The following is a 21038-nucleotide window of genomic DNA, read 5'->3' as shown; positions in this document are numbered from 1 at the left end:
CCTCATTCGCTTGCTCCCGCTTGGCGTGTAATGCGAGGAATGACGCCGCGTAGGTGTGACGAGGGGAGCATTACGTGGGCGGTACGACCACTCTGGTGAAGGAAACGGCGAGCGGCGCCGGGCACGGCCGGGGCCCCGGCCCCGCCTCCGCGTCGCCCCCGGCCGAAGTCCTGCCGGCCCCCGGGAGGCCCGCGCCGCCCGGTGGCGCGGCACTCGGCGGCGGCGCCCTGGACCCGCGCAGGGTGCGGCTCGTCTTCATCGGCCTGATGCTGGCGCTGCTGCTGGCCGCGCTCGACCAGATGATCGTGGCCACGGCGCTGCCGAAGATCGTCGGGGACCTGCACGGCCTCGACCGGATGTCGTGGGCGATCACCGCCTACCTGCTGACCTCCACGGTGGGCCTGCCCATCTACGGCAAGCTCGGTGACCTCTTCGGCCGCAAGGGCGTCTTCCAGTTCGCGATCCTCGTCTTCGTCATCGGCTCCGCCCTGTGCGGCTGGGCCCGCTCGATGGACGAACTCATCGCCTTCCGCGCGGTGCAGGGCATCGGCGCCGGCGGGCTGATGATCGGCGTGCAGGCGATCATCGGCGACATCGTGCCGCCCCGCGAGCGCGGCCGGTACATGGGCCTCATCGGTGCCGCGTTCGGACTCGCCTCCGTGGCGGGCCCGTTGCTCGGAGGCTTCTTCACCGACCACGCCACCTGGCGCTGGTGCTTCTACTTCAACGTGCCCTTCGGGCTGCTCACCTTCGTCGTGGTCTCGCTCGTGCTCAAACTGCCGAAGCGCGGCGCCAGAGGGCGGCTCGACGTGCTCGGCGCGCTGCTGCTGGCCGCCGCCTCCACCTGCCTGGTGTTGCTGACCAGTTGGGGAGGCACCGAGTACGCGTGGGGCTCGCGCGTCATCCTCGGACTCGCCGCCGGTGCCGCCGGAACAGCCGTGCTGTTCCTCGTCGTCGAGCGTTTCGCCGCAGAACCGATCATCCCGCTCCGGCTGTTCCGCGACTCCGTCTTCACCGTCTCCGGGCTGATCGGCGCGGTCATCGGCGTCGCCCTGTTCGGCGCGGCCAGCTACCTGCCGACGTTCCTGCAGATGGTCGACGGCGTCAGCGCCACCGCTTCCGGGCTGATGATGCTGCCGATGATGGGCGGCGTCGTCGTCGCCTCCATCGTGTCCGGGCAGCTCATCAGCCGTACCGGCCGCTACCGCGTCTACCCGCTCCTCGGCTCCGCCGTGTCCGCCCTGGGCATGTGGCTGCTCTCCCGGCTCGGCGCCGACACGTCCGACCTCACGACGGGCGTGGCGCAGGCCGTCCTCGGCATCGGTATCGGCCTGGTGATGCCGGTGCTGGTGCTCGCCGTGCAGAACTCCGTGCGCCCCGCCGACCTGGGGACCGCCACCAGCGCCAACAACTACTTCCGGCAGATCGGGGGAAGCGTCGGCGCCGCCGTCTTCGGCACGATCTTCGCGAACCGCCTCGCCGACGCACTCGCCGACCGGCTGCCCGCGGGCGGCGGGCTGCCGAGCCCCGAGTCCGTCACCCCGCAGATGGTCCACGCCCTGCCCCCCGCGCTGCGCGACGCCTACGTCGACGCGTACGCGGACGCCATGCCCCGCATCTTCCTCTACCTCGTGCCGGTGCTCGTCCTCGGCCTGTTGATCGCCTTCTTCCTCAAGGAGAGACCGCTGGTGTCCCACAACGCCTCCGCCACCGAGACCACCGACATCCCCGCCGCACGCGCCGCCGCGCCCGGACACGACACCAGCGGTTACGACACGGCCGGGTACGCCGCGACCGCGGTCCCGCCCGCCGCGGCCGGCCCCTTCAGCGCGGGTGTCGCGGTCTGCGGGACCGTCATGCACTACGACGGCTCCGTCGTGCCGCGCGCCGCGCTCACCCTCATCGACGTGCACGGCCGGCAGATCGGGCGTGGTGCGAGCAGCGAGGACGGGCGCTACGCGCTCACCGTGCCCGGCGCCGGTTCGTACGTGATGATCGCCGCCGCGGGCGGCCACCAGCCGCAGGCCGTCACGGTGACCGTGGGCGAGCGCGCCGTCGAACTGGACGTGGTGCTCGGCGGCGCGGGACGCCTCGCGGGCTCCGTGGTCACGGCCGACGGCACGCCCGTCAGGGACGCGGCCGTCACCCTCACCGACGTGCGCGGCGAGGTCGTCGCCTCCACGCGCAGCGGACGCGAGGGCCTGTACGTGATCGGCGAACTCGTCGCCGGTGAGTACACGCTGGCGGCGAGCGCGCCGGCGTTCCGGCCCGCGGCCCTGCCGGTGAGCGTCCAGTCCTCGCGCGAGACCAGGCAGGACGTCGAGCTCGCGGGCGGTGCCGTGCTGCGCGGTACGGTACGGGCGTCGGGCGGACGGCCCGTCGAGGACGCGCGCGTCACGTTGCTGGACGCGGCGGGCAATGTGGTGGACACGCTCACCACGGGACCCGACGGCACCTTCCGCTTCGTGGACCTGTCGTCGGGTGAGTACACGGTGATCGCGGCCGGCTACCCGCCGGTCGCCACGGTCCTCCAGGTAGCGGGCGGCGGACGCACGGAGCGCGATCTCCAACTGGGGCACGAGGACTGAACGGCGGGTTCCGGCGGGGCTTCCGGATGGCGGCCGGTGATTGACTGAATTTCAGTCAACAAATCGGCGGCACCGGGGCGGGGCATGTCTTGGCGAATCGCCCCCTCAGCGCCCCGCCGTAGCCGTACCGTGGTGTCCAGGGCCGCGGATCTCCTGGCGGCACGGAAGGAGTCCTCACCCCATGGACAGTGGTTTTCCGCCGCGTCTGTCGCGGCAGGTCGCCGCGGCGGGCCGGATGCCGCTCGCCGTGGCCGTCGTGGACCGTGACGGCCTGGTCTCACACTGGTCGACGGGCGCGAGGAGGCTTTTCGGCCACTCCACTCACGAGGCGACGGGCCGTGAGGCCGAGGATCTGCTGCCGGTCGCGGGCGCGCTCGCCGAGGACGAGGGCGGCCTCGCGCACGGGGACACGGCGGCCGGGGCGCTCCCCAGGGCGGGCCGGGCCACGATCTCCGCGCCGGACGGGGCCAGGACCGATGTCCTGTGGTGGGCCTACCCCCTGGCCCGCGCCGGCGGGGCCGGGCATCTCGTGCTCGCGGCGGGCGGCCGCCGTCCGTCCCGCCCCGGGGCGCTGCCGTCGTCGTACGGTACGCGGACCATGCCGGGCTTCGCCCGTCCCGCCCAGTTCCCCGACGCGCCGCGTCTGGCCGCGCAACTGCCGTACATACTGCCGGCGATGGGCCGGGCCGAGGCCGCGCGCATCACCGAGCGGATCCTCGAACTGGGCTACCCGGTGCTGGAGTTCAGCCACCGCCGGCAGGTTCCGGTCACCCCTGTCCGATACGTGCCGCAGCAGCCGGCGCCTACGGCCTGCGGCTCGCACGCAGCGTCACGGTGAGGCTCCGGCCGTAGGCCTCCCGGGTGTCGGCCACCACGCGCGTCCCACCGGGGACGCGCCGCACACGCACCCCGTCGTCGGCCGAGACGACGGACAGCGGCTCCCCGTGCAACGTCACGGCCACCTGGTCGAGCTCGGTGGTGGGGTCCCCGAACGCGACGGTGACGCTGCCCCGGTCCACGCGCCGTACGAGCACCGAGACCGGGCCGTCCACGCTCAGGCCCGGTACGCGATGCGTACCCGAGGTGAAGGCGTTGAGCGCCGTCAGGCCGAGCCCCCGGTGCGCGAGGGCCTGCAGGCGCGTGGTGTTGGCCAGCACCTCCGGGGAGTGCCGGTCACCGCCGTACGCGGACAACCGCCGTTCGCAGGCGAGCGGGAGGAGAGCGTAGGCCGCCGACATCCGGGCCGCACCCGGCTGTTGCTCGTATGCCACGGAGAAGACCCGCTTGGTGACGGGGGTGTCCGGGTTGGCCGCCCGGACCAGCCGCCTGCTGCGGGTGACCGTCTCCAGGCTGACGACGGGCGGCGGCCCGTCGAGGAAGACGTAGCCGACGGACGGCCCGTCCTCACCGTCGGACCAGCGCAGCCAGGCGAGCGGCACGGCCGCCTCGCCGGGCGTCCAGGCCCGGCCGTCGCGGCGCAGGCCGGTGACGCGGACCGGGTCCGCGGGGTCGCTGACGCGGGTGTCGAGCGTGGTGGTGACTCCGCGACCCGCCGCGTCACCGGCGCCCGCGACGAGCACCACGACCTCCTCGTCCAGCAGGAACCAGGACTTGACGGCCTCCGCACCGCGGTACGCGACGAAGCCGTCCGGGAGCTCTCCGGCCTGCTGGGCCGCGTAGGCCGCGTCGTCGCCCTGGACGAGGCCGGCGGTGCCGAAGCCGTCCAGACTCACGCCGCCGGAGAAGGAGTTGGTGGAACGCGGGAAGTAGACGTACGCGTTCTGGGAGTCCGACGACGCCGTGAAGCCGGCCGCCGGGTCGTCGAACCACTGCGTGCCGTACAGCTGCGGCACCGTCCGGCGGGCCTCCACCGGCGCCGTGACCCCCGCGAGGCGGTAGGGCGGGACGGTGGCGAGGTGGTCCGCACCGAAGCGTTGCGCCTGGTCCTGCCCCCGGAGGTACAGGTGGTGGGCGCCGGCCCCCTGGAACCAGGGCATGAGGTTCTCGCCGCTCATGTACTCGTACGCGCTGACCCGGGTGGAACTGCGGGCCAGCGCGAAGGCCCAGCCCGGCCGCCGGTGGACGGTCCGGTCCATCGCCCCGAACGCGTGGTTGCCCCGCGCCCCCGCCAGGTCCCGGGCGGGCAGTGACGTGTCGGCGAGGATGTCGGCGTACCGCACGGCGCGCACGGGGGAGACGAACCCGGCGGGGGTGGGAGCCGCGTGCGACGCCTGGTGCAGGAAGCGCGCGTAGCCGCGCAGCGCGGTGGCGTCGGCGCCTGTCGCGTAGCCGCTGAGACCCACGACGGCCTCGATGATCGCGGCCGTGTCCGCGTACCCGGAGGTCGTCCGGGAGACACCGCGGCCCTTCACGATCTCCATCATCCAGCCCTCGAAGATCACCGGGGCGAACGAGCGGACGATCCAGCCCCGCGCGACGGCCACCACGGGAGCGACGTCGGTGTAACCGGCGCCGTCCAGGATCGTGACGGTGTCCACGACCCGGCCCAGCAGGTCCCTGCCGTAGGAGCCGGTGTAGGCGACCGAGGCGTGCTGCAGGAACGAGCCGTCCGCGTAGAACCCGTCCGTCACCTGATGGTCGAGGTGGTACGGGTTGATCGTGGCGAGCACGGTCAGCTGGTCGGCGACCGCCTTGGCGATCCGCCGGGAATCGGCGAGCACGCTCCCCTGCAGGACGCGGTTGGTCGTGATGTCCGCGAGGTTCGCACCGGTGTGGAAGCGCGAGTCGAGGTCGACGTCGCCGTCCTTGCCGTTGCGCAGGTAGCCGTCCATGGACGCCACGTACGCCGCCGTCAGAGCGGGCAGGCGGCCGGCGAGCCGGTCGGCGAGGAGCACGAGCGTCCGGCTGACCGCCGAGGAGATGCCGATCTCCCAGGTGTACCAGTTGCCGTAGTAGCCGCGTGCCTGGTCCCCGTACCAGTCGTCATGGAGTTCGGCGAGGGCGTCGATCACCCGGTCCTGAACAGCCGTGTCGCCGCGCAGCGTTGACCCGGCGGCCCCCGGCACGCGGGTCGCCAGCGCGATGTCGTACAGGTACTGGTACGACGCCCGGAGGTTGGGGTCGCTGGTGCCGAGCGGCAGGCCCTCGAACAACTCGCCGTCCCCGGCGGCGTCCAGAGCGGCGAGCCGCCCGCGCGCGGTGGACTCGATGGCGGCGAGCCGGGCGGCTGCCTCGGGCCGCGCCGAACTCGCGGCGGTTCCCGCGAGCAGCGCCACGGTGTTCGCCGCCGTCACGGCGGGATCGCCCGCGGGGGCGGCACCGGGGGAGAGGGCCGCGGCCCGCAGCGGCGCGGCGGCGGCCGCCAGGACCCCGGCCGGCAGACCGGAGAGGAGGACACGGCGAGAGATCGGCACGGGAACGCTCCAGCTGGGGGACGGAAAGCGTCGTACCCCATCCCAGCAACCGTACCTGGACATGTCAACGGATGCGCGGCGAAGGCGAGGAAGGCGGGGAGGGGAGGCGCCGGCGGACGGCGTCCCGTCCGGGACATGGGCCGGACGGGGGGACGGGCCGGGACAAGCCGGACCGTTCACGGTACGGCGTCTGGCCAGCGGGCCGTTCATTCGGCAGACTCTCGGCGTTCATCTGAATGTCGTCTCGGCGTCACCCGCGAGGATCGGAGGGCCATCGGTATGGGCTGGACAGGCAGGACCGCGCGCAGCCGGAGGTGGGGCGCGTGGCTCGGGGCCGCGGCGCTCGCCACGCTGGCCACCGGCGGCACCGCGCACGCGAACGGCACGAGTCACGGCGGGGGGACCACCACGCCGGTCAAGCACCTGGTGGTCCTGTTCGACGAGAACATCTCGTTCGACCACTACTTCGCGACGTACCCGCACGCCGCCAACGCCGACGGCACCCCGTTCACCGCCTCACCGGGCACCCCCCGGGGGATCGACAACCTGCGCACGGCGGGTCTGCTCACCGACAACCCCAACCAGTACCCCCCCAAGCGGCTCGGCCCCGACCAGGCCGTCACCTGCGACCAGCGGCACGACTACGACCGTGAGCAGTACGCCTACAACGGCGGCAAGGCCGACAAGTTCGTTGAGAACACCGACTCGGGCCGGTGCTCCGGCAACCTGTACTACGAGCCGGGCCTCGTCATGGACTACTACGACGGCAACACCGTCACCGCCCTGTGGAACTACGCGCAGCACTACGCCCTGAGCGACAACTCGTTCGGCTCGGCGTACGGCCCCTCGACGCCCGGCGCGATCGAGCTGGTCTCCGGACAGACGCACGGCGTCGTCTCCACGGACCCGGCCTCCTCGACCGAGCACCCGAAGCGCACCGCGACACCCGACCCCGCCGCCGTGGCCTCCCCCGGCAAGAACGGGGTGGGCACCCTGATCAACGACCCGGACCCGGCCTTCGACGACTGCTCCGACAGCGATCACACCAGCAAGAGTTCACTCGCGATGCTGACCGGCAAGAACATCGGTGACCGGCTCAACGAGCAGGGCGTCAGCTGGGGCTGGTTCCAGGGCGGGTTCCGGCCCAGCACCCCCTGGAACGGCGACAGCGCCGACCACGCGAAGTGCACCGGCACCACCCACGCCAATGTCGGCGGCGCCTCCTCCGTCGACTACAGCCCGCACCACGACCCGTTCCAGTACTACGCCACCACCGCCAACCCGCATCACCTCGCGCCGCGTTCCGTCGCCGAGATCGGCCACGCCGGGCGCGCCAACCACAACTACGACCTCACCGACTTCGACGCGGCCCTGCAGGCCGGGCGGCTGCCGTCCGTGAGCTTCCTGAAGGCGCCCTCGTACCAGGACGGGCACGCCGGCTACTCCGACCCCATCGACGAACAGCACTTCCTCGTCGGGCAGATCAACAAGATCCAGCAGTCGCCGCAGTGGAAGGACACGGCGGTCGTCGTGGCCTACGACGACTCGGACGGCTGGTACGACCACGTCGCATCCCCGGTGCTGAACGGGTCGACCGACTCCACGCCGACATCCACCGGAGCGGCCACGGACAGTCCGATGTGCCAGACGGGACCGCCCGCTGCGGGCGGCTACAAGGACCGGTGCGGGCCCGGCGCGCGGCAGCCGCTGCTCGTGATCTCACCGTTCAGCAAGGTCAACCACGTCGACCACACCAAGACGGAGCAGGCCTCCATCACCCGGTTCATCGAGCAGAACTGGGGGACGCGGGCCATCGGTGACCACTCCTTCGACAGCCGCGCCGGAAGCCTCGCGAGCATGTTCGACTTCCGGCATCCCAACAACCGGCAGACGCTGCTGAACAGCGACGGCTCCGTGCGTTCCCTCGGACCGATCCGGGCCGTCGCACCCGTCACCGCGAGCATCACCGGCCTGCGGGAACAGAACACGGCGCTGCGTATGGCGGCGCCCGGCGGCAGCGGCGGCGCGCCGTGGGTCGCCGTGTCCATCGGCGGAGCCCTGGTGGTGGCCTCCGTCGCCGCCTTCGCACTACGCCGCCGCAGCGGGGCCCACGGCTGAGCCCGGCCGATCCGGCGGGGTACGGGCGCGCGCATGGCCGCCCCGTACCCCGCCGGCGCCGGGACGCCGGCTGTCGTCAGTGCCAGTTCCAGTCGATCAGGGCGCTCAGCGTGTCCGAGTGGAAGTCCGGGAAGTCCATGGGGACGACGCCGAGGTGCGTGCGGTCCGACAGCCGCCCGTTCAGGTAGCTCTGCACTCCGGGCATGATCGCGTCCGCGTTGACCTTGGGCCAGCCGCCGCCCGCGTAGCTGGTGAAGTTGATGTACATCAGCGCCGAGTCCTGATCCCCGGCGACGCTGTCGAACTGCCGGCTGACCTTTGCCGTCTTCTGGGACGGCGAGGACAGTCCCTGGTAGATGTCCTGGAGCGAGAACCACTGGTTGGACAGGAAGTCGTTGTCGCCGCCCGGCCACCGCAGAACCGGCAGGTCGTTGTCGAACTGCGTGATCAGGACGATCCGCCCGCGCGCCTCGCCGAGCGAGGGCACCTGGTCGGCGAGCAGGAACCAGGGGCGCCAGCCCTTCGTGTCGAGGTACACGTTCATCACGTCCTTGAAGCCGGCCCCGACGTCGTTGCTGGTGCCGTCCTCCTTCTTCAGCCGCATCACGATCGTCTCGTGCGGATGCTGCTGCAGGAAGTCGCGGCACTGCGCGAGCACGCCGTCGAACGTGATGCCCTGGTAGAACGAGGAGTGGTAGATCCCGAACGCGTCGCCGAGATGGTCCTGGAGGCCGTTGGCCCGGATGTCCAGGAAGCGTATGCCGCGCTGGAGTTGCTCGGTGATCCCCCAGTTCTGGGTGTGCGACCACTCGGTGCCGTTGGCCGGGTCGGTGCAGCAGGAGTCGTGGGTGCCGGGGACCGTCATCCGCAGCAGCGACAGGGTGTCCGGCAGCGCCCCCATCCAGTCGGCGGGGAACGCGCTGCCGGTGGCCGCGCCGGCGCGGACGGCGGTCGACGCACGCGCGGACCCGATGCCGCCGCCGGTCACGAGAGCGGTGGTGGCGACGGCGGCGGCGGAGCGTATGAGGGAGCGACGGCTCAGTGTCATGGGGCAGTTCCTGCCCCACCGGAGGGCGTACGCAACATCCGGTGCGGGAACCGCGGCACGCGGCCCGCGAGCAGCCGGCGCGTGCCCGCCTGCCCGCGGCCCGCGCCCGGCTCGCAGCGCCGCGGCGGTCCCGGGACCGGGCCACCGGCCGCAGCCGCCGCCCTCCGCCACCGCCTTCACCCCTGACGGAGGGTGCGGTAGCGTGACGCGCGGTGGCGGGTCAGGGTGCCACCACGGGGGCGGCATGCCGGCAGGGCCGGCGCGAGTGATGGGGTGCATGGTGGCAACGGGCAAGGTCATCCGGTTCGACGCGGTCCGCGGCTACGGTTTCGTTGCCCCCAGCGGTGGCGGTGACGACGTCTTCCTGCATGTGAACGACCTCGTGGTGGACAAGTCCCAGCTCACGCCCGGTGTGACCGTCGAGTTCGACGTGGAGAACGGGGACAAGGGCCTCAAAGCCGCCCACGTCAGTGTGCTGGAGGGCGACAGGTTCGCGCCCGCCGCACACCACCCGGAGCCGCGTACCCCGGTGGACGACGGGCTCTGCGACATCCTGACCGCCCGCGAGTTCACAGAAGAGGTCACGGAAGCCCTGCTCAGCGCCGCGCCCGGGATCACGGCCGAGCAGATCCTGGGGATCCGGCGCCACCTCGCGAAGCTCGCCGCCGACCACGGCTGGGTCGAGACGTAGCCCCCGGGCTCCTGCTGTCCCCTCCTACTGCTCCCCTCGTGTCGCGCGGCCGGGCACCTCGTCGCCGGCTGGGCGAGCACCAGGGCTTCGCGCACGGTCGGTCCACGCCCGCCGACGTCAGGCCTCTCGCCCGCTCAGGGCCGCGGCGCTTCTCCCCGTCCCGGCCCCCCTGCGCCGTGCCCGCCGACCGGTCACCGACCGGCGGTCCGCCGAGTCGTCCCCTCGCAGTCCGCGGAGCGTCCCGGCCCCGCCGTCCTTTTCCGGACTAAGAAATGATCTTGCAGCTGAGGCCAGTGCCGCTGAGCGGGCACTGCTGGATCGGGCTCGATTACCGAACTTGCGGGCGAGATGGTGAGCCCTCGGTCACATGGTTCGAGACCGACCACGGCTCTGAGCTCGCCCTGGCTGATGACTTCCGCTCGTTCGTCGAGGGCCTCACCGCAGGCAACACGTTTGGCGACAGCTCCGCTGGTGACCCCGTACCAACTTGTTGACTGTCGCGTCTGCCAGGCCGAGGGCTCGATCATGAGGCGGCCGTCTTCAGAACCCGGGGGAGTTGGACGTGGAGGTGCTCGACTTCGACCTCACGGCCACGTTCGCGAAGTGCTCGAGCAAGGATTTCAGTGAGGCCGCTGGCCCTTTTCCGGACTAAGAGAACGATCAAGGTTCAGGCCTCCTCGACACGAAAGCGGCCCCGTCTGTGACGGGGCCGCTCGTTGTGACATTGGTGTTGGGGCCGCTTGGGCCCGTCGTTTGGATCTCCGGTAGTTGGCCAAGACGGCTTACCGGACAGTCGATCGCGGTGTCGATTGTGGCGTAGGCGTCGGTGCGGAGGACTTCCGCACGAGCTCACTGGAGCAGTTCGAAGTGGGGGTGGTGAGGGGAAGACGGGCAGACGTGGAGTTGCAGGTTGTTGCCGCCGGTGATGTCGATCAAGGTGAAGTTGCCGTCCCGGGCGCCTAGGGGCGGCGGGCCCGGGGTCGGCCGGTCCTCCTCGGCGATCCAGGTCGCGCTGCCGCCGTCCCATTCCCATGAGGCGATGGTGAGGAGAGGGACCGCCTCGGTGCCGCACTCCGGGCAGGCGCGGTCGACGGGGTCGGTGGGGCTCCAGCGGGTCCAGCCGCCGGTTTTCCAGCCGGGGGCGGTGCAGAGGTTGTTCAGGTAGAGCTCGCCCGGATCGTAGGCGTACGCGTTGTACTGCGCGGGGTCGATCGTCTCCCAGCTGCTCTCGTCGTCCAGCTGCTCCCGAAGCTCCTTGCTCAACTCGCTGGGGTTCGGGTAGTCGGTGACCTGCTCCGGTGAGAACAGGCACGGCTCCGGGAGGTAGCAACCGTCCTGGACGATCGACGGCTCGGGCGGTGCGTCGAGGACGTCGGTGATGGTGGCGGAGGACCGCCAGAACAGGGCGGTCTTCGGGTGTGCCATCTCGTGGTCGAAGGGGCACCACAGGACTTGGAGCAGGTCCGCGTCTGGCGGGCAGGGGAAGGAGATGTCGCGGGCGTACAACTGGGCGACGGGCAGGAGAGGGATCGGGCCGTCGAACCATGGGCGGCCCGCCCTGATCAGATCCAAGGTCTCCTGGTCCTCCGGGGTCCACTGGGGTGCCTCGGGGTCGAGGTGAAGGCGCTCGGCCGCTGCGGCGAGGACACGGCGCTCGAGCCGGATGTCATCCGGGGAGTTGATCCTGAGCGCCGCATGCCTGTCGTGCGGTTCTTCGCAGTACGGCCACGGCTCGTCGGTGGGCCACAGGAGCGGCCCGCCGACGGAGCTGTCGTGCACGGTCGGCGACCCGGGTCGCGGGTGCAGCCGGGTCGCCGTGCGCGCCAGCGGGGCCAGTTGAGGGAAGAGCGCGGTGACGTCGAACGGCCGCGGCGGGGTGGTAAATATGGCGTTCATAGCGGTGATGCTGCCAGCAACCACTGACGGTCAGTCTTGGAGTCCGGGCTCACCCGTATCCGGACGCGGCGACGGTGTGTCGTCGGTGAAGACGGGCATGCCGAGGTCGACCAGTTGCGGTCGTCCGTCGGTGGGGGTGCTCTTGAGGCTGTTGAGCTTGGCCATCGCGGCGTCAGAGCTGACCTGGAGCCCTTCGACCTCGCCGAGCCAGCCGTTGGCGCGGGCCTCGCGAATGCGTTCGCGTAGGTTCTGGATGATCTCGATGAGCCGCGATCGCTGGCGTGGGTCGATCTGGAGGACGGGGCAGCGGATGCAGGCGTGTTCGTGCTTGCAAGGGGTGCCGTAGGGGCGCCCGCAGGTGCCGAGGGAGATCTTGCGCAACTCGAAGTGCTGCTGGAAGTCGCGCCACTCCTGTTCGGTGGGCTCCCGGTATTCCTCGACGGGGCGCTCGGCCCGGCGGCGGTCGAGGAAGCCGCGGTAGGTGCGGATCAGGTCGTCCTGGAAGACCGCGAGGTATGCCTGCGTGGTCGTCAGACTCTTGTGTCCGAGAATGCGAGCGGCGATGTGGACAGGCAGTCCGCCGGTGACGGCCTCGGTGGCGAACATCCTGCGGAAGTCGTGGGGCGTGTAGCGCATCGGGTTGCCGGCCTGATCGCGCAGCCCCATCCGGGCCAGTGTCTTGCGGAGCAGGCGGGAGACGGTGTTCTGCCCCATGACCTGCGGCTGCCAGTAGTGGCGGCGTTGGAAGAGGTGCGGCAGCACCGGTCCGGTGACACGCTCGTGGTCGTCGTAGCGGGCGGCGAGCGGGATCTTGCCGCCGTTGGCGTCCCGAAGGCGTTTGATGATCGTGGCCAGGACGCTGGCCAGTTCCGGGCTGACCAGCAGTAGCCGTTCCTCGTTGCTCTTGGACGGCACGATCTGCAACAGCGGGACGATCTCGCCGGTGTCGGGGAGCTTGTAGGAGACAAGCGCCAGGTGCGTGATCTCGGTGAGTTCCTCGACGCGTACTCCGGTGTGCCGCAGGGTCTCGATGACGGCCCAGGCCCAGAACGCCTCGTCCTCGGCCATGCTCTGGTTGATCCGCTTCGTGCTGCCCTCGGCATGGACGTAGACGTGCGGGGTGACGTGGTCAGGGCGGCTGGTGACCTTGTGGGCAGCGGGCATGACCCGCAGATAGCGGGTGCCCTCGTGCTCGAAGTACTCGTCGAACGCGGTAGCCTTCGCGGCCGCCAGCAGCGCGGCCGTCTCATCGCGCTCACGCTCGGCGGCCTCGACCAGGCGCCCGAGGTGAGGGAGCCGCTCGCGGACCCGCTGGTGCATCCGGGCCTGAACCTGGGCCACGACCTTGAAGTTGCCGGCGCCGTCGCCGCGGCGGATCGGACTCGGGCAGGCCCACTGTGCCCAGAACGGATCTTCGTGTGCCCATTCCTGGATGTCGAGGTAGAAGCCGCGGACGCGCATCATGACGTCGTAGCGGGAGCGACGCTCCACGACCTCACCGCTCTTGTTGACGTAGGTGAGCAGCCGCTGCTTCCACCCGTCGACGACTTCGTCGGGCAGGCGGAGGCTGTCGATGCCGGGGTGGTGGGCCTCGATGTCAGCCCAGAACACGCCGGCCAGCTCACGGGCCAGGCCGACGAAGGTGCCGTAGTCGACGCCGGGCCGGCGTTCTTCGAGGTAGCGGACCAGCAGGTTGCGCACGGGTGTGCTCTGGAGGTTGTAGAAGTCGACCAGCTCGGCCGTGGGCCGCTGGCCGTGCCGCAGCGCGTCCTTGAGTGTGTCCTTGGAGTGGATCACCCCGGCGCCGCGCATCAGGTCCCAAGCGCTGTGGGTTCCGTCGTAGGAGTAGCCAATGGCCCGCCGTCCCCAGGCCCGCGCCTCGAAGACGTCCTCCGCAGTGAGCTGGTCAACGTCACGGCCGGTGTGCAGGATCATTTTGGAGATCACGCGCAGGCCCTCGTCGACGTGCCGGCCCGTCATGCCCAACTCGCTGCCGTGACGGCGCATCTGCTCCAGCGTCCCCGGCGGGAACATTCGCTGGACGTCTTTGAACAGCGCCATGGCCTTGTAGCCACGCATGAACTCGTAGTCGGGCAGCACAATGCCGCTGATGAACATGCTGTTCAGGCCGCTCAGCAGCGCTGACCTGCGTGCCTGGTAGCTGTGGCCGTTGTCGGTCCGGTCGAGGACCTGCTCGATCCAGTCCTTGCCGCAGTCGGCATCGGCCGCCCTCCATCGGGCCTGCCAGCCGTCCCCGGGGTGGGTCAGGAGCCAGTCGAGGATCTGCCCGGCCCCGATCAGGCGGTATCGGCCCAGCGTGCGGCCGTTGCTGTAGTCCTGTGCTGGCCAGACCGGGGAGAGCGGCAGCAGGGCCAGGACGTCGTCACGTCCCAGATGCTCGTGGGGGCCGACGCGCTTCTCGTCCGCCTTCACGTCGTGTGTGACGAACAGGCGCCGCTCGGGGGTGGGCCCGGTGCCCGCGAGCATCACGCGGTTGGCACGGCGGCTCATGCCTGACCACCCCCGAACAGCACGTCCAGGTCGCTGGCTTCGTAGCCGCCCGCCACTGTCGGCGGCGGGGGTTTCGCTCGGTCCCTCACCTCGGCCAGATGCTCCTGGACCCGGCGGATGACCTGGGCTTCCTCCTCCACCAAGTAGACGTCCGCCGTGGTGGACAGGTGGGCGTGACCGAGGATGGTCTGCACGTCCCGCAGCGACAGGCTCTCGTCGCGTGCCATGCGCAGGGCGGCCGTGTGCCGCAGGTCGTGCATCGACCAGTTCGTGCCCAGCAGGGTGTTGACGCGGCGGAACACCGCCCGAAGGGCCTCGTAGTTCATGGTCTGGTAGGCCAGCCCTGCGCCGTGGTCACGGCGGCGCAGGGTCCACCACAGCGGGGCCTGTGGGTCCAGCGGCGGCCCTTCGGCCAGGTAGAGGCGAATCCAGATGAACGCCTCCGCGCTGGCCGGCAGCCACTGCTCGGCGAGCGTGCCCTTGCGCACCACCCGCACGAGCTGGTCGCCCCAGTCGAGATCGACCCCACGCACGCCCAGCAGCTCCGAGGCGCGGGCGCCATTGCTGACGGCCAAGGCCAGGATCGCCCGGTCCCGGTTCGAGCGCAGGGCCGCGAACAGCTCGTTCCACCGCTCGTCGGGCATCTGTCGCGGTCGCCGCTTGGGGACTCGGGTTGTAGCGCAGCCGCCCCTCGCCCCGGTAGGGCTCCAGCGGATTGTGATGGGCGTGCGGCCGGCGCCGGTCGGACCGCGCCAGGGGCACCGGGTTGACCAGCGGGCCACCGCCGGTCTCGATCCAGAAGTCGTAGAAGCTGCGCAGCACCGCGTTGCTGTGCCGAATCGTCCGCGGCTTGTAGAGGTCGTCCAGGTACGTCTTCTTCGTGATCGGATTCGTGGTGCCCACAGTCGCCGCAGAATGTGTCCGCGCCGACCTGCGCGGCTTCGTCGCAGCCCGGAGCCACAGGACGAAATCCCGTACCTCCACCGACGTCGCGCGGTGCCACTCGACATCGACCACGCGCAGCCAGCGCCACCAGCGGAGCAGGTCGTAGGCGTAGCTGCGTACGCTGCCGGTCCGGTTGTCCCGGGCGATGAAGTCGATCAGGAACCTTCGTACCGGCAGCACGACCTTCCCCTCCTCATCGAAGACCAGCCAGGGCACGACACCCTCGTCCGCGGCCACCCGCCCCCATCGGGGCAGCTGAATAGCGCGAACATCACGGGATTGCTCGTTCAACTCCGTTGCGCTCCTTCGTCGTCGGGATGCGCAACGTTTACCGACTAGGCCAAGCGAGGGATACGCTCCCGCCCGGCGTGTCCTTCGGTAGTCCGGTCAACGGATCGGTGGCTTCCACCCCGGCACACCACCGCGCGGGACCGGCGCCACCACCGCGCGGGACCGGTGTCAGGCGCCCGGCACCGTGAGTGGTCTACTGGACGCGTTCATCATGGACGTCGGTGGGTCAGAGCCCCACTGGCCTGGGAGAATGGGGCGGTTCTTGAAGATTCTCATCAGTGCCGACATGGAGGGCGCGACCGGTGTCACCTGGCCGGCCGACGTCCTGCCGGGCACACCGCAGTGGGAGCGCTGCCGCACCCTGTTCACCTCCGATGTGAACGCGGCGGTTCTCGGCTTCTACGACGGCGGCGCCGACGAGGTCCTCATCAACGAGGCCCACTGGTCGATGCGCAACCTCCTGCTGGAGCAGCTGGACGAGCGCGCCCAGATGCTCACAGGGCGGCACAAGTCCCTCTCCATGGTGGAGGGGGTGCAGCACGGTGACGTCGACGCGATCGCCTTCATCGGCTACCACACCGCTGCCGGCACCGAGGGCGTCCTCGCGCACACCTACCTCGCCAACTCCATCACCGGTGTCTGGCTGAACGGCACCCGCGCCAGCGAGGGCCTGCTCAACGCGCATGTCGTCGCCGAGTACGGCGTCCCCGTCGTGCTCGTCACCGGCGACGACCTGACCTGTGTGGACGCTCAGGGCTACGCGCCCGACGCCCGCAAGGTCGCCGTCAAGGACCACGTCTCGCGCTACGCCGCCGTGTGCCGCACCCCCGCGCGCACCGCGGCCGACATCCGCACCGCCGCGCGGGAGGCCACCGCGCTGGCCGGCCGGTACGAGCCGGTCGCGGGCGGCCCGTTCACCGTGGAGCTGGAGTTCGACGCCGCGCACCTCGCGGACGCCTCCACCGTGGTCCCCGGTGTCGCCCCGAGCGGCGAACGCCGGGTCTCGTACACGTCCCCGACGATGTACGAGGCCATCCGTACCTTCAAGGCCGTCACCACGATCGCCTCGTCCGCAGTGGAGGAGCAGTATGGCTGAGCAGCACGTGAGCGGCGCGATCGACGACATCGCGCTCGACGAGGTGACCACCTTCACCTCCGAGCTCATCCGCATCGACACCACCAACCGGGGCGGCGGCGACTGCCAGGAGCGCCCCGCCGCCGAGTACGCGGCCGAGCGACTCGCCGCCGCCGGGCTCGACCCCGTCATCCTCGAACGCGCGAAGGGCCGCGGCAACGTTGTCGCGCGGATCGCCGGCACCGACCCGTCCGCCGACGCGCTCCTCGTCCACGGCCACCTCGACGTCGTCCCCGCCGAGCCCGCCGACTGGACCGTGCACCCCTTCTCCGGCGAGGTCCGCGACGGCGTGGTGTGGGGACGCGGTGCCGTCGACATGAAGTACATGGACGCGATGGTCCTCTCGGTCGTACGCGCCTGGGCGCGCCACGGCATCCGCCCCCGGCGCGACATCGTCGTCGCCTTCACCGCCGACGAGGAGGCCAGCGCCGAGGACGGTTCCGGCTTCCTCGCAGACCAGCACGCCGACCTGTTCGAGGGCTGCACCGAGGGCATCAGCGAGTCCGGCGCGTACACGTACCACGCCGGAGGCATGGAGCTGTACCCGATCGCCGCGGGCGAGCGCGGCACCGCCTGGCTCAAGCTCACCGCGCACGGCCGGGCGGGCCACGGCTCCAAGGTCAACCGCGAGAACGCGGTCAGCCGCCTCGCCGCCGCCGTCGCCCGCATCGGCGAGCACGAGTGGCCGCTGCGGATCACCCCGACCGTCCGCGCGGCCATCGAGGAACTCGCCGCGCTCCAGGACGTCGAGACCGGGTTCGACAAGCCGGACTTCGACATCGACGCACTCCTCGGCCGGCTCGGCGACACCCGTTCCCTCGTCGAGGCGACCGTACGCAACAGTGCCAACCCCACGATGCTGGGCGCCGGTTACAAGGTCAACGTGATCCCAGGCCACGCCACCGCGATGGTCGACGGGCGGATGGTGCCCGGCGGCGACGACGAGTTCATCGCCACCATGGACCGGCTCACGGGGCCGGACGTGGACTGGGAGTTCGACCACCGTGAGGTCGCGCTCCAGGCACCCGTCGACTCCCCGACGTTCGCCAAACTGCGGGCCGCCGTGGAGCGGTTCGCGCCCGAGGGCCGCACCGTCCCGTTCTGCATGACCGGCGGCACGGACGCGAAGCAGTTCTCCCGCCTCGGCATCACCGGCTACGGCTTCGCGCCGCTCAAGCTGCCGAAGGGCTTCGACTACCAGGCCCTGTTCCACGGTGTGGACGAGCGGGTGCCCGTCTCCGCCCTGCACTTCGGCGCCCGCGTCCTCGACCAGTACCTCCAGACCGCGTGAAGGAGCCGACCATGGCCACCACTTCGCAGTACGGCACCTGGCCGTCGCCGATCGACGCCGCGCTCGCCGCGTCGCACGACGGCAGGCCCGAATACCTCGGCACCGTGGGCGACGAGGTCTGGTGGACCGCGCCGCGCCCCGCCGAGGGCGGCAGGCGCGCCCTGGTACGCCGGCGCCCCGACGGCACCGAGGAGTCGGTGCTGCCCGCCCCCTGGAACGTGCGCAGCCGCGTCATCGAGTACGGCGGGCTGCCCTGGGCCGGGGCGCCCCGCGAAAGCGGCGGCCCCCTCGTGGTCTTCGTCCACTTCGCCGACCAGCGCCTGTACGCCTACGAGCCGGACGGCGGCGAGCAGCCACGCCCGCTCACCCCGCTCTCCCTCGTCGGCGGCGGCCTGCGCTTCGCGGACCTCAGGGTGCTGCCGGAGCGCGGCGAGGCGTGGTGCGTGATGGAGGAGTTCACCGGCGAGGCACCCACCGATGTGCGCCGCGTCGTCGTCGCCGTACCTCTCGACGGTTCGGCCGCCGAGGACCGGGCGGCGCTGCGGGAACTGTCCGACGGACACCACCGCTTCGTCACGGGACCGCAGTTGTCCCCCGACGGGAGCCGGGCGGCCTGGATCGCCTGGGACCACCCCCGGATGCCGTGGGACGGCACCGAGGTGGTGCTCGCCGAGGTACCCGCGGACGGCGGACCCTTCACCGGTGCCAGGTCCGTGCTCGGCGGCCCCGACGAGTCGGTGTCGCAGATCGCGTGGGCCGAGGACGGCTCGCTGCTCTACGCCGCGGACCCCGGCGGCTGGTGGGAGCTGCGCCGTGTCGCCGCCGCCGACCTCGCGGACGCGCGAGGCCGCTCCACCGCGCTCCTGCCCGCCCGGCAGGAGGAGTTCGCGGGCCCGCTGTGGCGCGTGGGCATGCAGTGGTTCCTGCCGCTGCCCGACGGGCGGATCGCCACGATCCACGGCACCGGCACCAACAGGCTCGGTATCCTCGATCCGCGGGCCGGCACCCTCACCGACGTCGAGGGCCCCTGGACCGAGTGGTCCTCCACGCTCGCCGCGCACGGCGGGGCCGTCATCGGGCTCGCCGCGAGCGCCCGCACCTCCTACGAGATCGTGGAGGTCGACACCGCGACGGGCGGCGCACGGGTCATCGGCTCCGCGCACCGGGACGCCATCGACCCGGCGTTCGTCCCCGCCGGCGAGGAGCGCGTCTTCGCCGGCCCCGGCGGCCGGGAGATCCACGCGCACGTCCACGCGCCGCACCACCCCGACGTCACCGGCCCCGAGGACGCACTGCCGCCGTACGTGATCTGGGTGCACGGTGGCCCCACCAGTCGCACCCCGCTCGTGCTCGACCTGGAGATCGCCTACTTCACCTCGCGCGGCATCGGCGTCGCCGAGGTCAACTACGGCGGCTCCACCGGCTACGGCCGCGAGTACAGGAACCGGCTGCGCGAACAGTGGGGCATCGTGGACGTCGAGGACTGCGCGGCCGTCGCCCTCGCACTCGCCGCCGAAGGCAGCGCCGACCGGACGAAGCTCGCCGTGCGCGGCGGCAGCGCGGGCGGCTGGACGACCGCCGCCTCCCTGACCTCGGACACCGCGCGCGACGTGTGGGCCTGCGGCGCCATCAGCTACCCGATCCTCGACCTTGCGGGCTGGGCCACCGACGAGACCCACGACTTCGAGTCCCAGTACCTGGAGTCGCTGATCGGCCCGCACGCCGAGGTGCCCGAGCGCTACCGCGAGCGCTCGCCGATCAACCTCGTGGAGAACATCAAGGCGCCCTTCCTGCTGCTCCAGGGCCTCGACGACGTGATCTGCCCGCCCGCGCAGTGCGACCGGTTCCTGGCCGCCGTCGCGGGGCGGGGCATCCCGCACGCGTACCTCTCGTTCGAGGGCGAAGGTCATGGTTTCCGCAGGAAGGACACCATGGTCCGCTGCCTGGAGTCCGAACTGTCGCTCTACGCGCAGACCTTCGGCTTCGAACGCGCCGACGTCCCCCGGCTGGAGCTGGCTCCGTGACCCGGCCCCCCGTGCCGCTGACCAGAGCGAGGAGGCTGGTGCCGGGTGACCGGGTCGCCATCGTCGCGCCCAGCGGCCCGGTGCCCCAGGAGCGCCTGAACGCGGGCCTCGACCTCCTGCGCGACTGGGAGCTCGACCCCGTGGTCGCGCCGCACGTCCTGGACCGGCACCCGGGCTTCCCCTATCTCGCGGGCGGGGACGCCGAGCGGGCCCGGGACCTCCAGGCGGCCTGGTGCGACCCGGGGAACGCCGCCGTCATCTGCGCGCGCGGCGGTTACGGCGCGCAGCGCATGGTGGACCTGCTCGACTGGGACGCCATGCGGGCCGCCCGGCCCAAGGCGTTCGTCGGGTACAGCGACATCACCGCGCTGCACGAGGCGTTCGCCACCCGGCTCCACGTCGCCACACTGCACGGCCAGATGGCGGCATCCGCCGTCTTCCTCGACGACAAGGACAGCCAGGAGCACCTGCGGGCCACGCTCTTCGCCCCCGAGTCGGTGCGGACGCTCGGCCTGCCCACGGCCCGCTGCCTGGTACCGGGCCGTGCCACCGGGATCACCCTCGGAGGCTGTGTCAGCCTGCTCGCCGCCGACCTCGGCACCCCGCACGCGCGCCCCTCGGCGGCGGGCGGACTGCTGATGATCGAGGACACCGGCGAGGAGCCGTACCGCCTCGACCGGATCCTCACCCAGCTGCTGCGGTCCGGCTGGCTGGACGGCGTCGCCGGTATCGCCCTCGGCTCCTGGGAGGCGTGCGGCCCGTACGACGCGGTGCGCGAGGTCTTCCTCGACCGGCTCGGGCCGCTCGGCGTCCCGGTGGTGGAGGAGCTGGGGTTCGGACACGGGACCCCGGCGCTGACCGTCCCGTTCGGCGTGCCCGCCGTATTGGACGCGCAGAGCGCGACGCTGACCCTGGAGGTGCCGGCCCTGGTGTGAGCCGGCTCCGGCGTGAGTGAGCCGGACCGCCCGGCGGAGCGGCACGAGCCGTCCGCCGGGCCGTGCGTCTCATCGGGCGGTGGGGCTCATCGAGCATCGGGCGGTGGGGGCCACCGGATGGGCGGTCCTGGCGGGATGGCGGTCCGCGCGTCCCGGCGCCGCTGCCCCTCCCAGCCCGCGCACGCTCCCGC

General features: G+C 71.6%; 13 protein-coding genes and 1 pseudogene. 8 read left to right on the top strand and 6 right to left on the bottom strand.

The window, feature by feature from the left end; translation table 11 throughout:
• Positions 1 to 74 precede the first annotated feature (74 nt).
• Together OG310_RS05585 and OG310_RS05580 are read left to right on the top strand one after the other, a co-directional pair.
• The gene (locus OG310_RS05585; protein WP_329454755.1) at positions 75 to 2588 is read left to right on the top strand and encodes an MFS transporter; all 2514 of its coding nucleotides are present in this window, start codon (positions 75 to 77) and stop codon (positions 2586 to 2588) included.
• 181 nt (positions 2589 to 2769) lie between these two features.
• Positions 2770 to 3426 (top strand): PAS domain-containing protein, encoded by a 657-nt coding sequence (locus OG310_RS05580; protein ID WP_329454754.1) that lies wholly within the window; start codon positions 2770 to 2772, stop codon positions 3424 to 3426.
• On the opposite strand, the gene OG310_RS05575 is transcribed toward OG310_RS05580, so the two are convergent.
• Complete coding sequence (locus OG310_RS05575; protein WP_329454753.1) at positions 3392 to 5962, bottom strand: polysaccharide lyase family 8 super-sandwich domain-containing protein; 2571 nt, start codon at positions 5960 to 5962, stop codon at positions 3392 to 3394. The genes OG310_RS05580 and OG310_RS05575 overlap by 35 nt on opposite strands.
• A gap of 279 nt (positions 5963 to 6241) precedes the next feature.
• Between OG310_RS05575 and OG310_RS05570 the strand changes: the two genes are divergently transcribed.
• Positions 6242 to 8080: a phospholipase C gene (locus OG310_RS05570; protein WP_329454752.1), complete on the top strand. Its 1839-nt coding sequence runs from the start codon at positions 6242 to 6244 to the stop codon at positions 8078 to 8080.
• Between the two features lie 76 nt (positions 8081 to 8156).
• Here OG310_RS05570 and OG310_RS05565 read toward each other — a convergent pair whose 3' ends face one another.
• Positions 8157 to 9128: a phosphatidylinositol-specific phospholipase C gene (locus tag OG310_RS05565; RefSeq protein WP_329454751.1), complete on the bottom strand. Its 972-nt coding sequence runs from the start codon at positions 9126 to 9128 to the stop codon at positions 8157 to 8159.
• Between the two features lie 277 nt (positions 9129 to 9405).
• Here OG310_RS05565 and OG310_RS05560 point away from each other — a divergent pair, with 277 nt between their 5' ends.
• Positions 9406 to 9819 carry a cold-shock protein gene (locus OG310_RS05560; RefSeq protein WP_329454750.1) on the top strand — a complete coding sequence of 138 codons (414 nt, stop codon included), beginning with the start codon at positions 9406 to 9408 and terminating at the stop codon, positions 9817 to 9819.
• Between the two features lie 849 nt (positions 9820 to 10668).
• Here the strand turns inward: OG310_RS05560 and OG310_RS05555 are convergent.
• The 4 genes and pseudogenes from OG310_RS05555 to OG310_RS05540 form a co-directional block, all read right to left on the bottom strand.
• A complete protein-coding gene (locus OG310_RS05555) occupies positions 10669 to 11715 on the bottom strand; it encodes a hypothetical protein (RefSeq protein ID WP_329454749.1) in 1047 nt (348 codons plus the stop codon).
• 30 nt (positions 11716 to 11745) lie between these two features.
• On the bottom strand, positions 11746 to 14226 hold the full coding sequence (locus OG310_RS05550; RefSeq protein WP_329454748.1) for a tyrosine-type recombinase/integrase: 2481 nt from the start codon (positions 14224 to 14226) through the stop codon (positions 11746 to 11748).
• Positions 14223 to 14870: a tyrosine-type recombinase/integrase gene (locus OG310_RS05545; RefSeq protein WP_329454747.1), complete on the bottom strand. Its 648-nt coding sequence runs from the start codon at positions 14868 to 14870 to the stop codon at positions 14223 to 14225. The genes OG310_RS05550 and OG310_RS05545 overlap by 4 nt, the downstream gene beginning before the upstream one ends.
• Positions 14871 to 15192: 322 nt before the next feature.
• Positions 15193 to 15351: pseudogene (locus tag OG310_RS05540) on the bottom strand (site-specific integrase); the annotation flags it as partial.
• 373 nt (positions 15352 to 15724) lie between these two features.
• On the opposite strand from OG310_RS05540, the gene OG310_RS05535 reads away from it, so the two are divergent.
• From OG310_RS05535 to OG310_RS05520, 4 genes are read left to right on the top strand one after another with little or no spacing between them, the layout of a single operon-like run.
• Positions 15725 to 16558 (top strand): M55 family metallopeptidase, encoded by an 834-nt coding sequence (locus OG310_RS05535; protein ID WP_329454746.1) that lies wholly within the window; start codon positions 15725 to 15727, stop codon positions 16556 to 16558.
• Positions 16551 to 17888 carry a M20/M25/M40 family metallo-hydrolase gene (locus OG310_RS05530; protein ID WP_329454745.1) on the top strand — a complete coding sequence of 446 codons (1338 nt, stop codon included), beginning with the start codon at positions 16551 to 16553 and terminating at the stop codon, positions 17886 to 17888. The genes OG310_RS05535 and OG310_RS05530 overlap by 8 nt, the downstream gene beginning before the upstream one ends.
• A gap of 11 nt (positions 17889 to 17899) precedes the next feature.
• On the top strand, positions 17900 to 19912 hold the full coding sequence (locus OG310_RS05525; RefSeq protein ID WP_329454744.1) for a S9 family peptidase: 2013 nt from the start codon (positions 17900 to 17902) through the stop codon (positions 19910 to 19912).
• Positions 19909 to 20847: a S66 peptidase family protein gene (locus OG310_RS05520; RefSeq protein ID WP_329454743.1), complete on the top strand. Its 939-nt coding sequence runs from the start codon at positions 19909 to 19911 to the stop codon at positions 20845 to 20847. The genes OG310_RS05525 and OG310_RS05520 overlap by 4 nt, the downstream gene beginning before the upstream one ends.
• The last annotated feature ends 191 nt before the right edge of the window (positions 20848 to 21038 follow it).

The sequence above is a fragment of the Streptomyces sp. NBC_01497 genome (assembly GCF_036250695.1).
Taxonomy (GTDB): domain Bacteria; phylum Actinomycetota; class Actinomycetes; order Streptomycetales; family Streptomycetaceae; genus Streptomyces.
This window is presented reverse-complemented; position numbering and strand designations above follow the sequence as displayed.